At 42.0% G+C, this 22,633-nt stretch carries 25 protein-coding genes and 1 other annotated feature; of the genes, 1 reads left to right on the top strand and 24 read right to left on the bottom strand.

All coding sequences use genetic code 11. The annotated features are described in order from the left end of the window. Positions 1 to 25: 25 nt before the first annotated feature. The 9 genes from D8848_RS00300 to D8848_RS00340 all read right to left on the bottom strand — a co-directional run bounded on the left by D8848_RS00300 (position 26) and on the right by D8848_RS00340 (position 7,353). Positions 26 to 1,012, bottom strand: coding sequence for a dihydroorotate dehydrogenase (locus tag D8848_RS00300; protein WP_185756827.1), 987 nt, complete (start codon positions 1,010 to 1,012; stop codon positions 26 to 28). Next, complete coding sequence (locus D8848_RS00305; RefSeq protein ID WP_125442778.1) at positions 975 to 1,775, bottom strand: dihydroorotate dehydrogenase electron transfer subunit; 801 nt, start codon at positions 1,773 to 1,775, stop codon at positions 975 to 977. Before D8848_RS00305 ends, D8848_RS00300 begins: the two co-directional genes overlap by 38 nt. A 248-nt stretch (positions 1,776 to 2,023) precedes the next feature. Then, positions 2,024 to 2,404: a lactoylglutathione lyase gene (gene gloA, locus D8848_RS00310; protein WP_000157153.1), complete on the bottom strand. Its 381-nt coding sequence runs from the start codon at positions 2,402 to 2,404 to the stop codon at positions 2,024 to 2,026. Between the two features lie 57 nt (positions 2,405 to 2,461). Beyond that, positions 2,462 to 2,821, bottom strand: coding sequence for a 50S ribosomal protein L20 (rplT, locus tag D8848_RS00315; RefSeq protein ID WP_000124834.1), 360 nt, complete (start codon positions 2,819 to 2,821; stop codon positions 2,462 to 2,464). A 51-nt stretch (positions 2,822 to 2,872) separates the two neighbouring features. Next, the gene (rpmI, locus tag D8848_RS00320) at positions 2,873 to 3,073 is read right to left on the bottom strand and encodes a 50S ribosomal protein L35 (RefSeq protein WP_001125943.1); all 201 of its coding nucleotides are present in this window, start codon (positions 3,071 to 3,073) and stop codon (positions 2,873 to 2,875) included. A gap of 32 nt (positions 3,074 to 3,105) precedes the next feature. Beyond that, positions 3,106 to 3,636 carry a translation initiation factor IF-3 gene (infC, locus tag D8848_RS00325; protein ID WP_000848180.1) on the bottom strand — a complete coding sequence of 177 codons (531 nt, stop codon included), beginning with the start codon at positions 3,634 to 3,636 and terminating at the stop codon, positions 3,106 to 3,108. Between the two features lie 15 nt (positions 3,637 to 3,651). Then, positions 3,652 to 3,783, bottom strand: a sequence feature (ribosomal protein L20 leader region). A gap of 71 nt (positions 3,784 to 3,854) precedes the next feature. After that, positions 3,855 to 6,095, bottom strand: a complete 2,241-nt coding sequence (locus tag D8848_RS00330; protein ID WP_125442779.1) for a DNA internalization-related competence protein ComEC/Rec2 — start codon at positions 6,093 to 6,095, stop codon at positions 3,855 to 3,857. After that, positions 6,079 to 6,717, bottom strand: coding sequence for a helix-hairpin-helix domain-containing protein (locus tag D8848_RS00335; RefSeq protein WP_125442780.1), 639 nt, complete (start codon positions 6,715 to 6,717; stop codon positions 6,079 to 6,081). Before D8848_RS00335 ends, D8848_RS00330 begins: the two co-directional genes overlap by 17 nt. Positions 6,718 to 6,783: 66 nt before the next feature. Further along, positions 6,784 to 7,353, bottom strand: coding sequence for a GNAT family N-acetyltransferase (locus D8848_RS00340; RefSeq protein WP_084888311.1), 570 nt, complete (start codon positions 7,351 to 7,353; stop codon positions 6,784 to 6,786). Between the two features lie 171 nt (positions 7,354 to 7,524). Here D8848_RS00340 and ald point away from each other — a divergent pair, with 171 nt between their 5' ends. Then, positions 7,525 to 8,637 carry an alanine dehydrogenase gene (ald, locus tag D8848_RS00345; RefSeq protein ID WP_125442781.1) on the top strand — a complete coding sequence of 371 codons (1,113 nt, stop codon included), beginning with the start codon at positions 7,525 to 7,527 and terminating at the stop codon, positions 8,635 to 8,637. Positions 8,638 to 8,692: 55 nt separating this feature from the next. Here the strand turns inward: ald and D8848_RS00350 are convergent, their stop codons facing one another. The 15 genes from D8848_RS00350 to cbpE all read right to left on the bottom strand — a co-directional run bounded on the left by D8848_RS00350 (position 8,693) and on the right by cbpE (position 22,633). Then, complete coding sequence (locus D8848_RS00350) at positions 8,693 to 9,688, bottom strand: PhoH family protein (protein ID WP_000658173.1); 996 nt, start codon at positions 9,686 to 9,688, stop codon at positions 8,693 to 8,695. Positions 9,689 to 9,773: 85 nt separating this feature from the next. Beyond that, positions 9,774 to 9,989 carry a YozE family protein gene (locus D8848_RS00355; protein WP_001232084.1) on the bottom strand — a complete coding sequence of 72 codons (216 nt, stop codon included), beginning with the start codon at positions 9,987 to 9,989 and terminating at the stop codon, positions 9,774 to 9,776. A gap of 45 nt (positions 9,990 to 10,034) precedes the next feature. Next, a complete protein-coding gene (locus tag D8848_RS00360) occupies positions 10,035 to 10,592 on the bottom strand; it encodes a GrpB family protein (RefSeq protein WP_125442782.1) in 558 nt (185 codons plus the stop codon). An 11-nt stretch (positions 10,593 to 10,603) separates the two neighbouring features. Next, a complete protein-coding gene (gene cvfB / locus D8848_RS00365) occupies positions 10,604 to 11,458 on the bottom strand; it encodes an RNA-binding virulence regulatory protein CvfB (RefSeq protein WP_001095436.1) in 855 nt (284 codons plus the stop codon). A gap of 59 nt (positions 11,459 to 11,517) precedes the next feature. Further along, complete coding sequence (gene frr, locus D8848_RS00370) at positions 11,518 to 12,075, bottom strand: ribosome recycling factor (protein WP_001262225.1); 558 nt, start codon at positions 12,073 to 12,075, stop codon at positions 11,518 to 11,520. Positions 12,076 to 12,095: 20 nt separating this feature from the next. After that, positions 12,096 to 12,821 carry a UMP kinase gene (gene pyrH / locus D8848_RS00375; RefSeq protein ID WP_000002995.1) on the bottom strand — a complete coding sequence of 242 codons (726 nt, stop codon included), beginning with the start codon at positions 12,819 to 12,821 and terminating at the stop codon, positions 12,096 to 12,098. 83 nt (positions 12,822 to 12,904) lie between these two features. Continuing rightward, positions 12,905 to 14,239, bottom strand: coding sequence for a methylenetetrahydrofolate--tRNA-(uracil(54)-C(5))-methyltransferase (FADH(2)-oxidizing) TrmFO (gene trmFO, locus D8848_RS00380; protein WP_125442783.1), 1,335 nt, complete (start codon positions 14,237 to 14,239; stop codon positions 12,905 to 12,907). A gap of 235 nt (positions 14,240 to 14,474) precedes the next feature. Then, on the bottom strand, positions 14,475 to 15,353 hold the full coding sequence (gene rsmI / locus D8848_RS00390; RefSeq protein WP_125442785.1) for a 16S rRNA (cytidine(1402)-2'-O)-methyltransferase: 879 nt from the start codon (positions 15,351 to 15,353) through the stop codon (positions 14,475 to 14,477). A gap of 2 nt (positions 15,354 to 15,355) precedes the next feature. After that, the gene (yabA, locus tag D8848_RS00395) at positions 15,356 to 15,673 is read right to left on the bottom strand and encodes a DNA replication initiation control protein YabA (protein ID WP_000358227.1); all 318 of its coding nucleotides are present in this window, start codon (positions 15,671 to 15,673) and stop codon (positions 15,356 to 15,358) included. A 39-nt stretch (positions 15,674 to 15,712) separates the two neighbouring features. After that, positions 15,713 to 16,603, bottom strand: coding sequence for a DNA polymerase III subunit delta' (locus D8848_RS00400; protein ID WP_125442786.1), 891 nt, complete (start codon positions 16,601 to 16,603; stop codon positions 15,713 to 15,715). Next, positions 16,600 to 17,238: a dTMP kinase gene (tmk, locus tag D8848_RS00405; protein WP_125442787.1), complete on the bottom strand. Its 639-nt coding sequence runs from the start codon at positions 17,236 to 17,238 to the stop codon at positions 16,600 to 16,602. Before tmk ends, D8848_RS00400 begins: the two co-directional genes overlap by 4 nt. A 228-nt stretch (positions 17,239 to 17,466) precedes the next feature. Beyond that, entirely contained in the window at positions 17,467 to 18,264 is a 798-nt protein-coding gene (gene proC / locus D8848_RS00410; protein WP_125442788.1) for a pyrroline-5-carboxylate reductase, read from the bottom strand. A 3-nt stretch (positions 18,265 to 18,267) separates the two neighbouring features. Beyond that, the gene (locus tag D8848_RS00415; RefSeq protein WP_125442789.1) at positions 18,268 to 19,530 is read right to left on the bottom strand and encodes a glutamate-5-semialdehyde dehydrogenase; all 1,263 of its coding nucleotides are present in this window, start codon (positions 19,528 to 19,530) and stop codon (positions 18,268 to 18,270) included. Positions 19,531 to 19,539: 9 nt separating this feature from the next. Beyond that, entirely contained in the window at positions 19,540 to 20,649 is a 1,110-nt protein-coding gene (gene proB, locus D8848_RS00420) for a glutamate 5-kinase (protein ID WP_221763041.1), read from the bottom strand. A gap of 100 nt (positions 20,650 to 20,749) precedes the next feature. Further along, positions 20,750 to 22,633 (bottom strand): phosphorylcholine esterase CbpE, encoded by a 1,884-nt coding sequence (gene cbpE / locus D8848_RS00425; protein ID WP_125442791.1) that lies wholly within the window; start codon positions 22,631 to 22,633, stop codon positions 20,750 to 20,752.

A 22,633-nucleotide genomic window follows, 5' to 3' on the forward strand; every position in this document is an offset into this window, starting at 1 on the left:
AAATCAAGAACAGATAGATTGCAGTTTACCTCAAAGACTCTTTTACTTCCTTGCGGAGATCTTCTAGACTGCTAATACCGTATTTATCCATGGCTTTTGGTAAATTTTCAATGATATCAGGACAGGCATATGGATTAGTAAAGTTGGCTGTTCCAACTCCGATGGCAGAGGCTCCAGCCAGATACATTTCTAGGGCAGTTTCTGCAGAATCCACTCCCCCCATTCCAATGATAGGCAGGTCTGTTGTTTGGGCTACTTGGCGGATGAGTTTGAGGGCTACTGGAAAAACTGCTGGACCAGACATTCCACCTGTTCCATTGGCCAAGATTGGTTTTCTGGTTTTGAGGTCAAAGCGCATTCCAACCAGAGTATTAATCATGGTTAATCCGCTTGCTCCTGCATCTTCTGCAGCTTTTGCGACAGTAACGATATCGGTCACACTAGGAGTTAGTTTGACATAAACTGGTACATCAGAGGCTTCCACAGCTGCTTTCACCACATCGTAAGCTAAATCTGGGTCTTGACCAATTAAGAGTCCATGATTACAGTGATCTACGTTGGGACAAGAAATATTGAGCTCAATAGCCTTCACATTAGCTGCCTTGGAAATACCATGAGAAACAGCCGCATACTCTTGTTTTGAAAAACCGGCCACATTAGCAATAATAGGAAGATTTGGATATTCTCTTTTCAGCCAAGGCAGTTTTTCAGCTAAGACAGATTCCAAACCCGGATTTTGCAAACCGATTGCATTGAGCATGCCAGCAGGTGTTTCTGCCACCCTTGGAGTTGGATTGCCAAAGCGTGGTTCAAGAGTTGTCGCCTTGATCATAATAGAGCCTAAAAGGTCTAAATCATAGTACTTGGCATACTCTTGACCAAAACCAAAACAGCCTGATGCTGGAATAATCGGATTTTTCAAATCCAAACCAGGTAGAGAAACTTGTAAACGATTTGTAGTCATAATTTTCTCCTTATAATACAACTGTTCCTGTACGGAAAACAGGGCCATCTTCACAGACGCGTTGGCTGACCGTCTCGCTTTCTGGAACTTTTAGGACACAGGCATAGCAGGCACCCATCCCACAAGCCATACGAGATTCTAGAGATAGATAAGCTCTTGGATGGTCGTAAAAGGTTTGATTGATATACTTCATCATTCCGGGTGCCCCACATGAGTAAACAGCATCAAATTGACTGTCTAAATCATTGATGACAACAGAAACATTCCCCTTGATGCCATAAGAACCATCATCCGTCGTTACAAAAACCGGGCCATATTGAGCCAATTCTTTTTCGAGAATAACAGCATCCTTGTTGGCAAAACCGAGGACAGTCACTACTTTCACACCACGTGAATGCAATTCCTTGGCTACTTCAAGCAAGGGCGGAACACCAATCCCCCCACCAACGAGAAGAACCTGATTCTGCTCATCAAGGTCAGACAAGTCAAAACCATTTCCCTGAGGCCCCATCACATCCAGAGTATCTCCCTGACTTAAGGTTGAGAATATAGCTGTCCCAGCCCCTTCAATCCGATAAATGAGATGACACTGCTTGTTTACTTTATCAATAGACGAAATTGAAATAGGGCGACGCAAGAGATGGGCATCATCAGGCACACGCAGATGTAGAAATTGGCCTGCTCGCATGGCTTCAACCATTTCCCCCTCTAGGACTAATTCAAAGATTGCTGGCGCGATTTCCTCCTGTGCAACCACCTTCATGGTTTCCAAGCGAATCGCACCTAAACGTTTCTTACATGTGGGATTCATGACTTTTCCTCCTTAAATTTTAAGGGAACCAGATAAAGAAAAGACCTTGCTAATGCAAGGCCTCAGTTAAAATCGTACAAGACAAGAGAGCACACTCAAAAAGTCTCCTCTAGAAAATTGTACTATTCTTTTATCTGACACCTTGTGAGTCTCTCTGGACTCCCCTTAAAGGTTAAATTTTTACCAGTATACTCTTTCAGCTAAAAAAAGTCAAGTAGAAAACGAACATTCTACTTAACTTCACGAGATTATTTTTCACGAATGACTTCGACCTTGTAGCCATCAGGGTCTTTGACAAAGTAATAGTTAGGCGCAGTTCCTGGTAGGCCATTTGGCTCAGTAACTTCATAACCTTTGGCACTGTGCTCTTGATGAAGAGCTTCAAGATCAGGTGTACTTAGGGCGATATGGGCAAAGCCATCTCCAACCACATACGGACCGTGATCGTAGTTATAAGTCAACTCCAACTCATAGTCATCGCCCTCAAGACCTAGATAGACAATCGTGAAGGCATGGTCTGGAAAATCTCTGCGACGCAATTCTTTAAACCCAAAAGCATCTTGATAAAATGCGATTGATTTTTCAAGATTTTCTACTCGCAAGCAAGTATGTAGCATTTTTGAAGCCATATTTTCTCCTTTATTTTTAAAAAGACTGGGACAATCCTGTTCCAGTCTTATCAGTTATTATTTACCAAGTTTTGCTTTAGCTGCATCTGCAAGAGCTGTGAAAGCTGCTGCATCGTTAACAGCCAAGTCAGCAAGCATTTTACGGTTAACTTCGATCTCAGCCAATTTCAATCCATGCATCAATTGTGAGTATGAAAGTCCGTTCATACGAGCTGCCGCGTTGATACGAGTGATCCACAATTTGCGGAAGTCACGTTTTTTCTGACGACGGTCACGGTATGCATAGTAGTAAGAGTTCATTACTTGTTCTTTTGCAGTACGGAACAAGATGTGTTTAGCTCCATAGTAACCTTTTGCTAATTTAAGAATACGTTTACGACGTTTGCGTGATACAACGCCACCTTTAACACGTGCCATGTTTTATTTCCTCCAAATATTTCCTAGAATTGTTTACTTACAGTCAAGCTATTATTTCAAGCGAGTAAGCATTGCTTTGATACGTTTGTAGTCTCCTGAATGCACCATAGATGCTTTACGAAGATGACGACGTTGTTTCTTAGTTTTTCCGTGGAAACGGTGAGAAGTGTAAGCACGGAAACGTTTAAGTCCACCAGAACCTGTACGTTTGAAACGTTTAGCTGATGCGCGGTGTGTTTTTTGTTTTGGCATGATTTTTTCTCCTTTATTTAACTTTCTGACAATTATTTTTTGTCAGTCGCTGGCGCCAATTGCATGAACATTTGACGTCCATCCATTTTAGCACGTTGTTCGATGATGGCAATATCTTGAGTTGCTTCAGCAAACTCGGCTAAAACTTTTGCACCAATCTCTTTATGGGTAATCATACGACCCTTAAAGCGAATAGATACCTTAACTTTATTTCCTTTTTCAAGGAATTTGCGTGCATTGCGAAGTTTTGTATCAAAGTCACCCTTGTCAATAGTTGGACTTAGACGAACTTCTTTCACAGTAACAACACTTTGTTTTTTACGTTGTTCTTTTTGCTTCTTCTGGTACTCAAATTTGAACTTACCGTAGTCCATAATTTTTGCAACAGGCGGTTTGGCTTGGGGTTGAATCAATACTAGGTCAACATTAGCGTTATCAGCCAAAGCTTGCGCTTCACTGAGTGGCTTGATGCCTAGCTGTTCTCCTTCAAGACCAATCAAGCGAACTTCACGTACACGAATCTCATCATTGATGAATAAGTCTTGCTTTGCTATGGTTTTCACCTCTTTTGTTTTATTAGAGAAAAACAATAGCGGACTCGTAAATATACAAGCCCGCACGTTATGATAGCGTTTCTTAGAAACTTTTCATCCGTAGGGCCAGGCAACTTAATGTCACAAGGCGAGAAGCTCTCACTTCTGCTTTTCTCAACTTTTATATGATACCAAGTTTTCTAGCTCTTGTCAAGATAAAAAGTTATTTTTTGAAAAGTTTCTGCTCATTAGCCAACCGTTTCAATCTTCCAACTATTCCAACCTTTAAAGCGTATAGCTCCTTGCTGGTCAGTTCGGTAAACTTTACTATTGATACCTTCCAGTCGTGTCAAGGTTTCCTGATGGGGGAGTTTCGTTCGATTGTTCTTTCCAACTGAGATGAGAGTCATCTCTGGTTTGAGCTGTTCTAAAAAGGCTGAACTTAATGATTTTTTAGAGCCATGTTGACTAGCTTTCAAGACATCCACCTTTAGGTCAGGATATTGATTCAGCACCTCCTTCTCTCCTTTCTCCTCCAAATTTCCTGTGAAAAGAAAGTTTTTATCCAAGAGTTTTCCATACAAAACCAGGGAATCTTCATGATTTCCATTTCCAATTTTCCTTGGAGATAGGACTTCTAACTGACTTCCAAAAATTGGCAAATTCTCTCCCATTGTCACACTACGTACCTTAGTTTGAGTCGCCTCTAGTTCGGCCACAAATTCCTTCTGTTTCAGACTGCCTTTTGACACTAAAATTTCTCCTACATGGAAAGCCTTGGTCACCTCCAACAAATCTCCAACATGTTCCTTGTCCGTATTTGTCAAAATTAGCTGGTCAATCTTGGCCACTCCTCGACTTTTAAGATAGGGTATCAAACTTCTCTGTGCATTGCTGGTCGTCGTCTTTTCTTGCCATTTTTCGATTTTCTTATCAGATTCTGCCTTGCCACCTACATCTATGAGAATGGTTTTACCAGTTATATCCCGTAGGAAAATACTTTCGCCTTGCCCCACATCCAGCATGGTAATTTCATTTTCCAGTGGATGCTTGTTCAGGAGAAAGAGCCCTGTAATCAATAAGCTCAATACCGTTAGCCTTTTAATGTTTTTCCTCAAATCATAAACTAAAGCCAAGGAAATTAACAATAAGATTAAAAGCCATGCATTGGGTTGTCCAAAGACTAGAGGCCTACTTGCCACTTGTGATACCAAGCGAATCATCCCCTCCAACCATTCAAAAATAAAATTCAGCTGAATGACTGGATAGAGAAAGGAAAGGGCAAATAAGATAGACAAGAGCGGTAAGAAGACCAAGTCAAATAGAAAGGAAAAGACAAAAGTCAAAAGGATAGACCAAGGCTGAAATTCCGCAAAATAGAAGGATAGAATAGGCAATATTCCCAAGGAGATGACTAGACTTTCTCTAGCAACAGCCTTGAATCCCTCCCCTTCTTTGCTGGTCATGGTCAAGATAAAAGCATAGGCGCAGGACAAAACACCTCCCGCCGTCAGGAAAAAGTTGGGCATGATAATAAAGAGGACAAGAACCGTCAAGGCAAAATTATCCAAGCCCTTAACACCATGTTGAGCTAATAGCTTCTGCAAGAGACTGCGAATAACCGATGCTGAAAATCCTGTCAGACCTGCATAGATAAGGGAAAAGGGATAGGTCAGCCATTTCAACTTTTCTTGGGTCAAGCCTAATCGCAAGAGTAGTTTCTTAAACCCGTCCATGAAAAAACCTACCTGCATCCCCGACAAGGCAAAGAGGTGGATAATTCCTAAACTAGAATAAAGCTCATTCATCTCCTCAAAATCTGTGTCCAGATGCCCTAACAAGAGCCCTGTCATGTAATTGCGCATAGGGTCTGGAAAATGCGTCTTAATCCAAACTACAGCCTTTCGGCGTAAACTGGACAGGTTTTCACCTATATCCCAACTGCCAACCTTTTGAAGTGACTGGATTCTTTTGATATTGAGAGTCTGGTAAATTCCCTGAGTCTTCAGATAGGCTTGGTAGTCAAAGCCACCAAAATTTCTCTGCCCTTCTGGCTCTGAAAGTTTTCCTTCTAGTTCCAAATCATGAAGGGCTGTTAAAGCTTGAAATTGTTCTTTCTCCTCCTCGGACTGGAGTTTATAATAGACTTGGAAAGCATGACCGTTAGACTTACCACGAAAGGATAGACTATCACCATTGACCTTAATAGTGTCTGGTAAAATCCGTACCCTTTCAACAGAATCCGCTAGGTTTTGACCAGCTTGACTCTGTTGCCAATTTTGAAACAGAAACCAGAAACCAAAGATTCCACAAATCACTAGAACTCTGCCTGCTGATTTCCAAGGAAATTGAATAAAGAGACAAACTAGCAGAAAAACGAACCCCAACAAAGCAAGATAGGATGCTGAGAAAATAGCATAGTAAAGCCAAAGCAATAGAAAACTCAGATAAATCAGGGGAAGGGGGAAATTCTTAATCCACTGTAACATAATCTTTTAACTTTTCTATGGTCTTAGCACCAATGCCAGAGACCTTCTTGAGCTCATCTACTGACTTGAATTTCCCATTTGTTTCACGATGGACGATAATATCCTGAGCACGTTTTCCTCCCAGACCCTTGACCTGCTTGAGTTCTTCCAGACTGGCCTTGTTGAGATTGACCTTCTTTTCCTTGTTTCTTGAAGAAGTCGTCCCCGAAGCAGTCTGCTGACTAGCTGCTTCTTCTCCCTTAGTTGGAACGTAAACCAGAGCCTCATCACTAACTTTCTGAGCTAGATTGAGCGACTTGCTATCTGCTTGCTCTGTCAAGCCACCAGCCTTTTGAACAGCATCATTGACTCGACTACCTACCGGCAAATCATAAATTCCAGGTGCTTTAACAGCGCCTTTTACATCTACTGTGATTAGATCTTGTTCAAGAGGTTCTTCCTTTTCTTCCTTTTCGGTCGATGAATCCTTGGAAACAGCTGCAACTTCTGCCTGCAAATTCGTTTCCTTGACAGGTGTTTGTGGAGCTGGCTTTAGCAGGAAAAATCCGCCGACAAGCAAGCCTAGAGCAGTACAAATGACGATGATTTTATACTCTTTGATTTTCTCGATAATTGCTTCCATATTTTCTCCTCTCTTAGATTATTCGTAAGAGGAAGAAAAAACAGTTGAAAATTTCTTCTCAACTGCTTATTTATTTGCAAAATAGTCTTCCTTAGTCAAGACATAATGAACTCTTGTAACGATTCGGCCTTCTTCATGCTGGTCCATACAAGCATATGGTTCTGCATGGGAAAAACGCATGCCTGATTTCTCCATGACCTTTCCAGATGCAGGATTGTCCTTATCGTGAAGGGCGGTCAACTTGTTCATTCCAACCTTCTCAAAAGCAAGCTCAATCACGGCACGATTGGCTTCTGTCGTCAAACCTTGATTCCAATATTTTTTATTGATAATGTAACCAATAGCTGCCCTCTTAAGAGCAGGATCAATCTTGTGCAAATCAATGGTACCGATAAACTGAGCATTGCTTTTTAGTTCTATTCCCCAGCGCCCCAAGGGATTGGCCAAGTAGAACTGAGCAATGTTATTCTTGGTTTCTTCTAAATTTTGATTGGTTGGAAAAGTGTAGCGTGTATTTTCTCTGTCTGAAACATACTCAAACATAGCTTCTGCATCGTCCAAGGTTACAGGTCGGAGCAATAAACGCTCAGTCTCCACTATTGGATACTGAGCTAGTTTTAAAAAGATTGATTCCATACGTTTCTACCATTCAAAAGTATTTTCTATCAGTCTAGCATAAAAAAGAAGTGATAACAAGTTTTTCTTGCTTTTTAAAGCGGTTTCATATAGAATAAAATCATCACCTTATTTTATAGATAATTGTGATAAATCATTTACAACCCGTCAATAGAAAGGGAGTTTTTCTCTATGTTAATCGGAATTCCAAAAGAAATTAAGAATAATGAAAACCGTGTTGCCCTCACACCTGCTGGTGTCCACAGCTTAGTCGGTCGTGGTCATCGCGTCCTAATCGAAACAAATGCTGGTCTCGGTTCTGGCTTTACTGATGCTGACTATCAAAAGCAAGGAGCTGAGATTGTTGCTACTGCTGGTGAAGCCTGGGCTGCAGAGTTAGTCGTGAAAGTAAAAGAACCATTAGCTTCTGAATATGGTTACTTACGTGACGACCTGCTTCTCTTTACCTACTTGCACATGGCCGCAGCGCCTGAATTAGCAGATGCTATGCTAGCAGCAAAAACAACAGGGATTGCCTATGAAACTGTTCGTGATTCCCAAGGTCAGTTACCACTCCTCGTTCCTATGAGTGAGGTTGCAGGCCGTATGGCAGTCCAAATCGGAGCTCACTTCCTAACCAAACAAGCAGGAGGTTCTGGCGTCCTACTGGGTGGTGTACCGGGTGTACCTAAAGGGAAAGTAACCATCATCGGTGGCGGTGTCGTAGGGACCCATGCTGCCCGCATCGCTTTAGGATTGGGAGCGCAAGTGACCATCCTTGATATCAGTGCTAAACGTCTCTCCGTTTTAGAGGAGGTCTTTGGCCACCAAATTCAAACTCTCATGTCCAATTCATTCAACATCGAAGCCAGTGTGAGAGATGCGGATGTGGTAATTGGAGCGGTTCTCATCCCTGGTGCCAAAGCACCGAAATTGGTGACAGATGAGATGGTCAAACAAATGCGTCCAGGCTCTGTCATCGTTGACGTTGCTGTTGACCAAGGTGGCGTTATCGAAACGGCTGACCGTGTGACCACGCACGATGAGCCTGTTTATGAAAAACACGGTGTTCTCCACTATGCCGTTGCTAATATTCCTGGTGCGGTTGCTCGCACTTCAACCATCGCCCTAACCAATGTCACTCTTCCTTATATCGAAGCTTTGGCTGGCAAAGGATTCGCACAAGCAATTGCTGAAGATGAGGGCTTGCGTCAAGGTGTGACCACTTATCAAGGTTACTTAACCAGTCTTCCAGTAACCCAAGGCCTCGATAAAAAACATACTCCAATTGATGAACTAGTATAAAAATCTAATTATCAGATAAAAGAAAGAGCAATTCCACCTGAACTGCTCTTTTTTGCTATTCTGTTTCTTCTTGGACTTCTTCACGCTCTTCATTTTTAACTGGAGCTGGTTCATAAGCTCGGATAATCTGAGCGACAACTGGATGGCGAACCACATCCTTAGCTGAAAAATGAACAAAGTCAATCTGGTGAATGTTCTTGAGCTTTTCTTGGGCATCAATCAAACCGGACTTGACGTTACGCGGAAGATCAATCTGACTGATATCTCCATTGACAATCATCTTAGAATTAAAGCCTAAACGAGTCAAAAACATCTTCATCTGCATGATAGTCGTATTTTGCGCCTCATCAAGAATGACAAAGGCATCATCCAAGGTTCGTCCACGCATGTAGGCAAGAGGTGCAATCTCGATAATTTCACGTTCCATGAGACGAGTTGTTTGGTCTTTGCCCAGAATCTGATACAAGGCATCATAAACAGGTCGAAGGTAAGGATCTACCTTCTCCTTAAGATCACCCGGAAGAAATCCAAGACTCTCACCAGCTTCCACTGCTGGACGAGTTAGGATAATTCGCTTGACCTGCCCGCGTTTAAGGGCTGTCACTGCCAAGGTAACTGCAAGAAAGGTCTTCCCAGTCCCTGCAGGTCCGATTCCAAAGGTCACATCATGCTGTTTGACACTGTCCACATAAAGTTTTTGACCCAAGGTTTTGACACGGATAGGCTTCCCAGTATTATCCTTGATGATTTCTTCTTCGTAAAGGGCGACAAACTTGTCGATTTCATCGTTTTTGACCATGCTAATTGCAGTCACCACATCTGGCGTCCCAACCGTCATCCCACGATTCACCAAAACCATCAAGGCTTGGATAACCTGACGGGCTTCCTCACATGCAGCTTCTTCTCCCAAAACCTGCACAATCTCCGTACGAGCATGAATCACAACATCAAGCTCTTCTTCCATCAAACGAAGATGGCGTTCATTGGAACCAAAAAGATGAAACAGGTCATCTGGATGACTCAGTTGAATGTCTATTGAATGTTCCTTCAAATAAAGAACCTCTCTAATCCTTTTATTTCTTTTTATTATAACAAAGGGGTGGAGAAATTACTAGCCCAAACCCAGTGAATAAATGCTAGTGTTCTAAGTATTCTTGCCAGATAGCGTCAAAGTCTCCTAGGTTAAAAGAGAAACTGGCATGCTCCTCCAAAAAGCGACTCACCTCATCAAAATCATCTGTGTGTTTTGGAAAGGCTGATTCTTCAAAAGCGAGGTCTGCCAAAATGGCTTTAGGGCTGTTACTTTTAGGATTGCGCTCAGTCATGAGCCAAGTGTAAAATGATTTTCTCAATTCTTTCTCCTATCAAGACTTTTTTTGATGAAACTTTTCTGATTTTTAAAAATTACTGGACTTAGCCTCTGAAACGTAGTGGTTTATAAAATCCGTTTTCGCATCAGTATAGGCGTCTCGATTGTGTTCAAATTTTTTCCACAAACTGAGTTTTAATTCCTGATACGCTTGGGCAATATCTGAATGCTGGCAGAGATAATCTCTAAAATAAATCTCGTCATGATCTCCCGTCATTCGCAAATGTAAATGAAAAACTTTCTCAGCAAATCCCTGCTCTGTATATCCTTTATTTAGCGAAATCCTATTAGGACTCTCCGACATCACTAACCAACCATTCTTCACCAATAAATCCCTAACTCTTGCTAAATCCTCTATTCTACCTACTTCTAGCAGAATATCAACGATATTTTTGGCCCAAATATTAGGGATAGCAGTGCTACCGATATGTTCTATTCTTTTAATAACATTTGCACCCAATATTTTTTTAAGACTTGTTTTCTCCAATTCATACCAGTCTTTCCACTCTGACTTGTGCTCTACTAGAAAAATAGGAAAAAGTTGCCAGAGTTCCTCTAAACTCATTTCTTCAAGTTTCTTTTTCATGTCTATAAGGCCTAGATCAACTCTGTACCAAACTGGTCTTGCTTGATTTTGCCAGACTTCATCAAGCCACCGAGTGCTTTCTTGAACTGACCTTTAGAAATGCCAAATGTTGCCTTGATGTCGTCTGGAGATGACTTATCATTTAAGGTCATGAAACCGCCATTGCTTTCCAAGTAAGTCAAAATCATCTGAGCATCATTTTCCAACATTTCAAAGGAACGTGGTTTGAGGGAGAGGTTCAAGGTACGGTCCACTTCACGGAAACCAATAACGCGCGCATCTAATACTTGCCCCAAACGTGGCTCTGCGTAACGCTCGCTAGGATGGATAAAACCAAGCATGTTATTTTCTGGTAGGTAAACAAAAGTTCCTGACAGCTTGAGGCGGTAAACAATGGCTGGCCAGTTTTGGTTCTGCATGTTGTTGTAGGCAGGACGAGCCAGACGTTGGAAGTCTTCTTGATAAGCCAAGAGTCCCCAGATACGGTCTTTCTTGTCCACTTCAAGACGGATGTAGAGTTGGTCACCCTTCTTAGGCCAGAGTTCCTTGAGCTCAGGGAGAATATCAAGCGATACTACGACTTCCTTATCGGGCAGACCTGTATCCACAAAGACACCCAAGTCTTTACGAACTTCCGTTACAGTTCCCCAACCAAATTGATCCTGTGTGGCAATCACTTCTAAAGTGGTCAAGCGGAGCTTTTGCTTCATATCTGTATAGGCGAAACCTTTAACCGTATCCCCTACTGTATGCTGACCTTCTTCCTTAGCAAGAGCATAGGTTTGACCATCCTTTTGCACAAAGTAAAAACGGTCATTTTCATCGATGATCAGTCCAACGATAAAACTTGCAAGATTTGTATTCATATTTCCTTCTTTCGAATAAAACTCAGCCAGCAATGCCAACTGAGTTTTTCTGTTTATTTTTAGACTTCCAATAGTTCTTTCTCTTTGTTGGCAGTCATGTCGTCAATGTGTTTAACAGCATCGTCTGTTACTTTTTGAATGTCTTTTTCAAGAGTCTTCAATTCGTCTTCAGTGATTTCTTTTGCTTTTTCTTGTTTCTTAGCTTCATCCATAGCATCACGACGAATATTGCGGACAGCCACTTTAGCATTTTCTCCGACCTTCTTCACTTCTTTAGCAAGGTCACGACGAGTTTCTTCTGTGAGAGCAGGGATAACCAAACGAATAACAGAACCATCGTTAGCTGGTGTGATACCAAGATCAGAGGCATTCAAGGCACGTTCGATGTCTTTCAATGAAGACTTGTCAAATGGTGTCACCAACAAAACACGCGCTTCTGGAATCGTAATTGAAGCGATTTGGTTAAGAGGAGTTTCTACTCCATAGTATTCTACATGTACACGGTCAAGCAAGCTTGCATTGGCACGGCCAGCACGGATACCACCAAATTCACGAGCAAGTGATTGGTGAGACTGGGTCATTCTCTCTTTAGCTTTTTCAATAATTGCGTTAGCCATAATCTTTCTTATTCCTTTTCTTAGATATTATTTGAAACTGTTGTTCCGATATTTTCACCAAATACGACACGTTTGATGTTGCCTGGTTGGTTCATGTTGAAGACAACCAAGTCAATGTCGTTATCCATTGAGAGGGTTGAAGCTGTTGAGTCCATGATACGAAGACCTTTATTGATAACGTCACGGTGGGTCAATTCTTCAAACTTAACGGCTGTCTTGTCTTTCTTAGGATCGGCATTGTAAACACCATCGACACCGTTTTTAGCCATAAGAATAGCATCTGCTTCGATTTCAGCTGCACGAAGGGCCGCTGTTGTATCTGTTGAGAAGTAAGGTGAACCAATTCCGGCACCAAAGATAACGATACGGCCTTTTTCAAGATGACGAAGGGCACGTCCACGTACGTAAGGCTCTGCCACTTGTTGCATAGCAATAGCTGTTTGCACACGTGTATCAACCCCAACTTGTTGCAATGAATCTGCCATCACAAGAGCATTCATAACAGTCCCAAGCATTCCTGTGTAATCTGCCTGAACGCGGTCCATACCTGCTTCTGCTGCAGGTTCTCCACGCCAGAGATTTCCTCCACCAATAACAAGGGCAATTTCGATACCTAAGCTATGAACTTCTTGAATCTCTTTTGCGATTGTTTGAACTGTTTGGATATCAATCCCTACGCCACGTTCACCGGCAAGGGCTTCACCTGATAACTTGATTAAAATACGTTTATACTTGGGATTCGCCATTTTCACTCTCCTTCTTTTATCCTACCTATTTTATCACAATTTCTAAGATTTTTATAGTATCATGAGCAATTCTTTCAAAAAAATTAGACCGTTAAAAATTCCTCTAAATCGTTAAGAGCACGCTCTGCAATTTTTTCATAACGAGCCTTCTTATCACGGATACGTTCGCCTTCCAACTCCTTGATGATTCCAAAATTGACATTCATTGGTTGGAAATGTTTGCTATCTGCATGAGTGATGTAATGAGCTAGACTTCCAATCGCTGTTGTCTCTGGGAAAATAGCCTCGCTTTCTCCCTTGAAAAGACGAGCCGCGTTAATTCCCGCAACTAATCCTGACGCTGCGGACTCAACATAGCCTTCCACACCCGTCATCTGACCAGCAAAGAAGAGATTTGGTTGTTTCTTAGAACGGTAAGTCTGCTCAAGAAGATTTGGTGAATCCATGTAAGAATTACGATGCATAACACCATAACGGACAAACTCGGCATTTTCAAGACCTGGAATCATTTGAAAGACTCTCTTTTGTTCTCCCCATTTGAGGTGGGTCTGGAAACCAACAATATTGTATAGGCTACCGGCTGCATTATCCTGACGAAGTTGCACAACCGCATAAGGTGTTTTAAATTCTCCATCACGAGGTCCTGTGTAGTCGTCTGGATACTCAAGACCGACTGGTTTCATAGGACCATAAAGCATGGTTTTAATGCCACGTTTTGCCATGACTTCAATCGGCATGCATCCTTCAAAATACTTTTCTTTTTCAAAAGAATTAAGCGGTGCTTCCTCCGCATTGACCAAAGCTTCATGGAAATCCATAAACTCTTGCTTAGTCATGGGAGCGTTGAGGTAGGCAGCTTCTCCCTTATCGTATCGAGACTTGAGGTAGACCTTGCTCATATCGATGGTGTTGACGTCGATAATAGGCGCTGCCGCATCGTAGAAATAGAAACCATCGCCGTCATTAAGAGCATGAATCTTTTCAGCCAGAGTATCGCTGGTCAAAGGACCAGTAGCGACAACCGTAATAACATCTGTCGGCAATTCTGTAATTTCATCACGCACCACTTCAATCAAGGGGTGGTTAGCCACTTTTTCGGTCACCGTTTGAGAGAAACCATCACGGTCCACCGCAAGGGCACCACCCGCAGGAACACGTGTAGCCTCAGCAGATTCCAAAATAACAGAACCCAAGCGACGCATTTCTTCCTTGAGAAGCCCGACAGCATTTGTCAAAGCATCCCCACGAAGGGAATTGGAACAAACTAACTCAGCAAAATTATCTGTTTTGTGTTGAGGTGTTGACTTGACACCACGCATTTCATAAAGTTTAACTGGAATACCACGTTCTGCAATTTGGTAGGCTGCTTCAGAACCTGCCAAACCAGCACCGATAACATTGATATAAGATTGAGACACGACACTAATACCTCTTTGGGAGTGTGAAGACAAGGTTCACATTGAAAAAGCCAATCAAACTTAAGAGTTTTCGAATTTCTTGGCTCAGGCTGAAAAAGTCCACAGGACTTACTTCGCTTTCAAATTTCCTGGCTCAGGCTGAAAAAGTCCCCCGGACTTTTTCACTCCCACAAATCTTTCTAATTTTTTCTTCTACTAGTATAACAAAAAAAGGGAAGAAGGCAAACTTCCCTGTTTAGTCATTTTCTTGATTTTCTTCCCAGTCGTGGTAGGCTGCGTAGAGTTGACTCTTATTCCACTGGTAAATCTTAGCGACTTCCTTAATAGCTTGATTTTTCTTCATGCCTTGCTGGATACGGGCTTGGATTTCTAAAAACAAGTCTTCCTCGTCCTTTTCCTCCACATCCTGACTGGCACCTTCAACAATGAGAAGGCATTCTCCCTTGAGTGGCGTTTCAGAGATACTTTCCAGCAATTCAGAAATGATACCGCGTTGGTATTCTTCATAGATTTTGGTCAATTCTCTAACCAAGACCACCGAGCGGTCGCCATAAACTGCTAGCATATTTTCCAACGTATCTGCTACACGATGAGGGGATTCGTAGAAAATCTGAGTTTCTGGATAGTCTTTTTTTGAGTCGAAAAATTGCTTTTGCTGGCCTGATTTTCTCGGTAAAAAACCATAAAAGATATGTGGCTGTGGCGCTAAACCACTGGCAATCAAGGCAGAAATTCCTGCAGAGGCACCTGGAACAGTGACAACCGCAATTTCTTCCTCAATGGCTGCCTTAACCAAATCATGACCAGGGTCTGAGATGCTAGGCAGACCAGCGTCGGATACCTGAGCAATGCTTTGTCCTGCTTTCAGGAAACCAATCAAATCAGGAATTTTTTCCTTGGCATTGTGCTCATGAAAACTAATCTGCTTAGTAGAAATATCAAAATGCTTGAGCAAAAGCCCAGTATTGCGCGTGTCCTCAGCAGCAATCCAGTCCACTTCTTTCAAGGTCTGGATTGCTCGAAAGGTCATATCATCTAGATTGCCAATCGGCGTTGCCACTAGGTACAGCTTGCCATAGGGAGACTGCCCCTTAAAACTTTTTTGAATCTGCATGCCTACTCCCTGTATAACAACTCGTCACAGAACATACATTCCTCGTCCTGCTCTCGACGTTGTCCATAAAAATCATTACATACGTGAAATCCATCTTTATAAATTCGACGGACACTTTCACGAACATGCTTAGCCTTGACAGGAGCGTCTGCTTCCACCTCACCCAAGCGTTCGCGCAACTTACTATTTTCCAAACGAAGAGCTGTATTTTCTTCTACCAGGCTCTTGAGATTTTTCTTGATGGCTTCCACATCGGCCAAGGTTACCAATAACTGTTGGGAAAAATCATCCAGCGCGTCAAATAATTCTTTTTTGTCCATAAAACAGCCCTTTCCTTTCTTTATCGTTCATTTTTGAGTTTATATTTCTTTCAAGACCAGATATTCCATGGCATTTTGAAAACTAACATTAGCCTGCCACATTTTTCTAGCTTCTAGCAAATCTTGTAGAATCACCCGAACTCTTGCTTGTAGGAGATCTTGGCCACAGAGGACTTCAAGAATCCGTAAAACCTGATCTTGTTTTTCCTTGTCATCCGCCAAACTAGCTAATTTGGCAACTTGCAAATAACTTTCTTTTTTCTTAGCTACTAACCAAGTCAGTAGGCGTTCACTTTCATCGACTAAGGTCCAAAAACTTGCCTGATTCGCTAACTTTTCTGCTTCAGCTCGCGATTGAGCAAACTGGGCTAAAAGAGTCGCTTTTTTCTTAACCAGTCCCATTTGTTCTAAGAGCAAGATGAGCTTCTCTTCTTGCTTTTTAAAATGGAAAATCTGGGTCCGACTTCGGATTGTCGATAAAATCTTTTCCTCATCACTGGACAAGAAGAAAATGTAAACCTCACTCTGGGGTTCTTCGATGACCTTGAGCAGAGAATTGGCTGCATTAGGGTGCATTTTATCAGCTTGCTCGATAATAAAGACCTGTTGTTGGCTTTCAATCCCTGCTTGAGAAAACTGCCCCACCAATTCTCGAATGCGTTCTGTCTTGATGACCTGATTGACTGGCTTAATTAAGGTGACATCGGGAAATTCTCCCTGTTCAATCAGCTTGCAGTTTCGACATTTCTCACATGGTAAAACGCCTACCTTATCCGTACAAAAGAGGCTCTTAGCCAAAAATTGCGCCATTTCCAAGCTTCCAAAGAAACCTGAAAAGAGATAGGCATGATTGAGCTGGTCTTGTTCTAGGATACGGACAAAGCGATCAAACTGGGCTGGTTGCCAAGTCTTTAGTTGATCTTGTTTCATTTAGCTAATCCCATTCTATCAAACAAGACAGCCTTGGTAGTTTCCACAACTTGCTCCAAAGGGAGACTAGCATCAATCTTGACAATACGACTTCCTTCTTTGTCCAGAAGAGAAAGGTAGCCTTGACGGACTTTTTTATGCAAGTCCAAACCTTCCAAATCCAAACGATTGACCTCACGGTCACTATTAGCAGCAATGCGAGCCAGTCCCTCTTCCACCTCAATGTCAAAATAAAGTGTCAAATCGGGTTTGAGGCCATCTGTAGCAAACTGATTGAGCCAATTAATGGCATCAATGTCCAAACCACGACCAAATCCCTGATAAGCAACAGAACTATCAATGAAGCGGTCCATAATGACCAACTTGCCAGCTTCAAGGGCTGGAAGAACTTTTTCCACCAAGTGCTGTCTGCGACTGGCAATATAGAGAAGGAGTTCTGTCTTAGCATCCATCTGAGTATGACTTGGGTCTAAAATCACTTCCCGAATCTTCTCCCCAATCAAGACTCCGCCAGGTTCACGGGTCGTCAACACTTCTACTCCTTTTTCCTCTAAAATTGGGAGCAGAGCCTCTAAAACACTGGTCTTGCCTGCTCCCTCTGGTCCCTCAAGAGAGACTAAAAATCCTTTTGACATGTCTAACTCATTTCTTTTTTACTACTTCTATTCTATCAAAAAAATGAGGGTTTGTGACAATCTTTTTGTCTTCTCATTTCATACTCAATGAAAATCAAAGAGCAAACTAGGAAGCTAGCCGCAGGTTGCTCAAAACACTGTTTTTAGGTTGCAGATGGAAGCTGACGCAGTTTGAAGAGATTTTCGAAGAGTATCAACCACCATAAAAGAGGCAGACAAATCCACCTCTTATTTACCTAATTCTTGTGTTCGTTTGTAGGCTTGACCAACTGCATCAATGACTGTGCCTCGAAAAGCATGCGCTTCTAAGCTCGCTACACCAGCAATAGTCGAACCGCCTGGACTACAAACTTGGTCTTTCAAGACCCCAGGATGCTCCTGACTTTCTAAGACCAATTGCCCAGCTCCTACCACAGTTTGAGCTGCCATTTTCAATGCTGTTTCTCGTGGCAATCCTGTCTGAACACCAGCATCTGACAAGGCTTCGATAAAGAGATAGACAAAGGCTGGTCCACAACCTGCAAGACCTGTCGCTGCATCGATTAAGCCTTCCCCAAGTTCAACCAAGAGACCAGCCTTGGCTAAAAGCTGACAAAAGAGGTCACTGTCCTCAGCCCTGCAATTAGGAGACAAGGCATAACTAATCACTCCTTGACCGATAGAAGCTGGGGTATTAGGCATCATGCGAATAATTCGGTGCTGACTCGGAAGAAGACTAGCGAGTTTTTTCAAAGTCAATCCAGCTGCCATAGAAATCAACAGAAGACTTTCTCTTTTTTCAAGGATGGTCTGATATTGAGAAAGCAAGTCTGAAAACTGAGCAGGTTTTACTCCTAGAAAAATCACATCAGCTTCTGCGAATATTTCTTCATTGCTAGAAGCCTGACCACCAAAGTCTGCAATGAAAGCATCTACCTTGGCTTGACTACGATTGGCAAGGAGAATCTGAGCACCCGTCTTGGCCTGCAAAACAGCCTTGGCCAAACTAGCTCCCATATTCCCCAAACCGATAAATCCAATCTTCATCTCTTACTCCCTTATCTGTCCGTCACCAGTAACCACATACTTGTAGCTAGTCAACTCCTTCAAGCCCATTGGACCACGCGCGTGCAATTTCTGAGTAGAAATCCCCATTTCACAACCAAGACCAAATTGGCCACCATCTGTGAAACGAGTTGAGGCATTGACATAAACCGCTGCAGAGTCCACTTGATCTGTAAAGTAAGCTGCAGCTTCAGCATTTTCCGTCACAATAGCATCCGAATGATGGGTACTGTGGGTTTCAATATGGGCAACCGCTTCTTCTAAACTGCTCACAACCTTAACAGCTAATACATAGTCTAAAAACTCGGTGTCAAAGTCTTGTGCTTCAGCTGCGTGACCTGAAACAAACTGACTTGCTTTACTATCCAAGCGGAATTGAATTGGTTCCAGTCCAGCTTCTTTTCGATCTGCAACTAAAACTTGCTCCAAACGAGGAAGGAAGCTTGCTGCCTTGTCTTCATGAACAAGTAGAACCTCCATAGCATTGCAGACAGAAGGACGACTAGTTTTAGCATTGTTGATGATAGACAGAGCCTTGTCTTCGTCTGCATCCTTATCCACATAAACATGGACAATACCAGTTCCTGTCTCGATAACAGGTACAATCGCATTTTCGACCACCGCATTAATCAAGCCAGCTCCTCCACGAGGAATAAGAAGGTCTAGATAGCCCTTTGCCTTCATCATGGCGTAGCTACTTTCACGGCTAGTATCTTCCACTAGTTGAATCACATCTGGGTGAATAGTCGTTGTCTCCAAGCCCTTCTTTAAGGCTGTGACAATGGCATGGGCTGTTTGATAGGCATCCTTCCCACTACGAAGAACAACCGCATTCCCACTCTTGATAGCCAGAGCAGCCGCGTCAGACGTCACATTTGGACGACTTTCATAGATAATACCGATAACACCCATAGCCACACGTTTTTTGGTGATCACTAAGCCATTTTCAAGCTGACTTGTTTCTAAAACTTCACCGATTGGATCTGGTAAAGCAACCACTTCACGAATCCCAGTTGCCATTGCTTCTATGCGCCCTGCATCCAAATAAAGACGATCCAACATCACATCTGAGATTTTACCCTTGGCCGCCTCCATATCAAGGGCATTGGCCGCTAAAATTTCCTCAGTAGCTACTAATAAATGATCAGACATGGCTAGCAAAGCTTGGTTTTTCACCTCTTCACTAGCTGTGTTGATCGATTTTTTAACAGCCTGTACCTGTTCAAATTGTTCTTGTGTACTTACCATAGTTTACCTCTAAAATTCTGTAAAGAGTAGTTGGATTTCAGGAGTAATGGAAATCCAGTCATCACGGTGAATCAAGACTCCCTTGGCTTTTTGAGAACGCAACATATCCTCCAAAGCAGATGCACCAAATTGCACGCGTCCTTTTCCAAGTGATTTTCCACTTTCCTTGTCAAATACTGTCACGATATCACCGTAAGAAAAGGATCCTTCTGCTTCAACGATACCAGATAAGAGAAGACTCTTTCCATGTTGAGAGAGAGCTTCTGCAGCCCCTTTATCAACCCAAATAGAACCTTGACTCTGAGCATAGAAGGCAAGCCATTGTTTTTGGGTACGAAGTCCCTTCTCTTGCGCAACAAAGTAGGAACCATCCTTAGTTTCATTTACCGCCTCAATCATGGCATCTGTCTTCAAAGATGAGCAGATATAAACAGGAACTCCTGATTCTGTCGCAATAGTCGCTGCTTTGATTTTGGTTAACATGCCCCCAGTACCGTTTGAAGAACCGGCTCCACCGGCCATATCAATAATCTCACGATTGATAGTCTCGATTTTCTCCAAGCGTTTGGCTCTTGGGTCTGAATTAGGATTTCCAGTATAAAGACCGTCCACATCTGTCAAGAGGACCAAAAGGTCTGCTTGGACCATGGCTGCAACCTGCGCACTCAGAGTATCATTGTCCCCAACCTTGAGCTCATCAATAACGACACTGTCATTCTCATTGATGATAGGAATCGCACCACGGCTAAGTAGAACTGACAAAGCCTGATGGGCATTTTTATAACGGCGCTTATCCACAAAGTCATCCTGGGTCAGCAAGATTTGTGCAGAAACGATTTGGCGCAAGAGAAGATTGGTCGTGTATTCTTCCAACAAAAGGCCTTGCCCTACCGCTGCTGAAGCCTGTTTATCAGCAATCTTAGTCGGACGCTTTTTAAATCCTAAGGCCCCAAAACCTGCAGCAATGGCACCTGACGACACTAAAATCAATTCATGACCAGCCTCGTGCAACATAGTCAACTGCTGGGTAATAGCCTTTACCTTACTACGTGATAAACTTCCATCCTCATTTGTCAGAGAAGAAGTCCCCACCTTAAAGACAATCCGTTTGTATTTCATAGTCTTACTCCGATTCTTCATATTTATCCATTATAACATGAATGGTAGGAAATAGAAAAGAGTTGATAGGAAAAAGAAGGCCCTAAAACCTTCTTTTTTACTACTGTTCTGATTCCGATTTGTTTGCACTCGTTTCAGAGCTTTGTGAAGTTGAAGAAGTCAAATCTTGACTAGTTGAAGAACTTGTAATACTTTCGTGTTGACTCGTTTCTTTATTTTCAAGATCTTTTTTCACTACTTCACTAGATTCTTTTATTTCTGAATGACTTGTGACTTTAGTTGTAACAGATTTCTCTACCGGAACATCCACTAACCAGGCACCACTTGAATCAACAGTATAACCTTCTGGTGTCTTACCATTCACAAGTAATTGACCATTTTCTTTTAAGAAGTACCATTTATCCTTGTCTTTGATCCAACCCACAGCTCGTGAACCGTCTGTCTTGTAGAAATACCAATCATTTGCCTTTTTAAGCCAGCCTTGCTTCATAGCTCCTGATTCTTCTAGATAGTAATGATGACCAGAAACTTCTATCTCGCCTGTCTTCATGATACCAGTAGAATCCATATAGTACCAGGTTTCTTTATCTTTTACCCAACCCGTTTTCATTTCTCCTGATTGAGCAAAGTAATACCATTGCCCCTTATATTGAAGCCAACCTGTTTGTAGCGAACCATCCTTGGATAAATAATAATTCTGACCTCCAGTATTTATCCAACCAATTTCCATCTGATTTTCTTTGTTGAAATAATACCAGCTTCCATCGATTTTTTTCCAATTTTTAGCAGAAGCACCAGAGTCTGTCAAATAGAACCAACGATTATTCCATTTTTTCCATTGATTCTGTAACAAGATACCCGTTTGATTGAAGTAATACCATTCACCCTTGATTTCATTCCAACCTACTGCATATTCTCCTGTAGAATCAGGCGCTTGATACCACCAGTTCCCATATGCACTCTTATGCCAACCAGCTTGAAAACTTGGAATCGGTTTGTAGGAAGTTGAAATATTGACAAAACCGTCTTTTCGAATATCAAAAACTGTTGCATCATAGTCTTTGCTGGCTGCGTTGATTCTCTCAATTCCTCGTTCTTTAAGCCAATTGACATACTCACTATCAACACCATTTTTCCAAGGTAAACTATCCGAAGTTTGAACAATCAAACTCGGACTCAAATTTTTAATAAAATCCTTGGTATTTGATTTGTTGGTATCATGGTGATGATTAAACTTCATCAAATCAACTTTTCCAATGAGAGGACCATACTTGTCTTCTGCTCCATGAACATTATCTAAGTCGCCCCCAAGGTAAATTTTCTTACCATTGACTTTTACCACGCTAATCAAAGAATTAGAATTATCATCCCAAATTTTCTTTAATTCACCTGATGAATCAGTTTCATTTTCATAGTTATAGAGTTGAATATCCATGTCTCCAAACTGAAAATGAGCATCCCCTTGTGTGATATTTTGAATAACTGAAACACCTTTTTCAGCGGCAGTCTGTAAAACCTTATCATAGCCATACAGATTATCCCATAGACGTTCAGAATTAGTAATACGATTATCACTATATTTTTTAAGATAAACTCGGTCAACTGGATAGGTAGACAGTAATTCATCAACATTTCCAATATGGTCACTGTGAGTATGAGTGACTAAAATAAAATCAAGTTTTTGAACACCCAATTCCTTCAAACGACGAAAGACACGGTCTGTTAGAACATGCTTATAAGATGTTTCAATTCCTTCTCTCCACGGATAACGAGAATCACTTCCATCTGGGAAATCATAATCTTCTCCTGTATCAATCATGGCAAAATGTCCATTGCTTTCAAGAATAATCGCATCACTGCCACCTTCTTGAACATTGATAAAGTGAATTTTATTTCCTAAACTTTCTTGAGCTTGAACATCTCCATACCATGACAAACCTAAAAAAGCGCCTGCAAGTGCTAAACTAGTTAATTTCTTTTTCAT

It is taken from the genome of Streptococcus mitis, from assembly GCF_003942775.1.
Taxonomy (GTDB): Bacteria; Bacillota; Bacilli; order Lactobacillales; family Streptococcaceae; genus Streptococcus; species Streptococcus mitis_CN.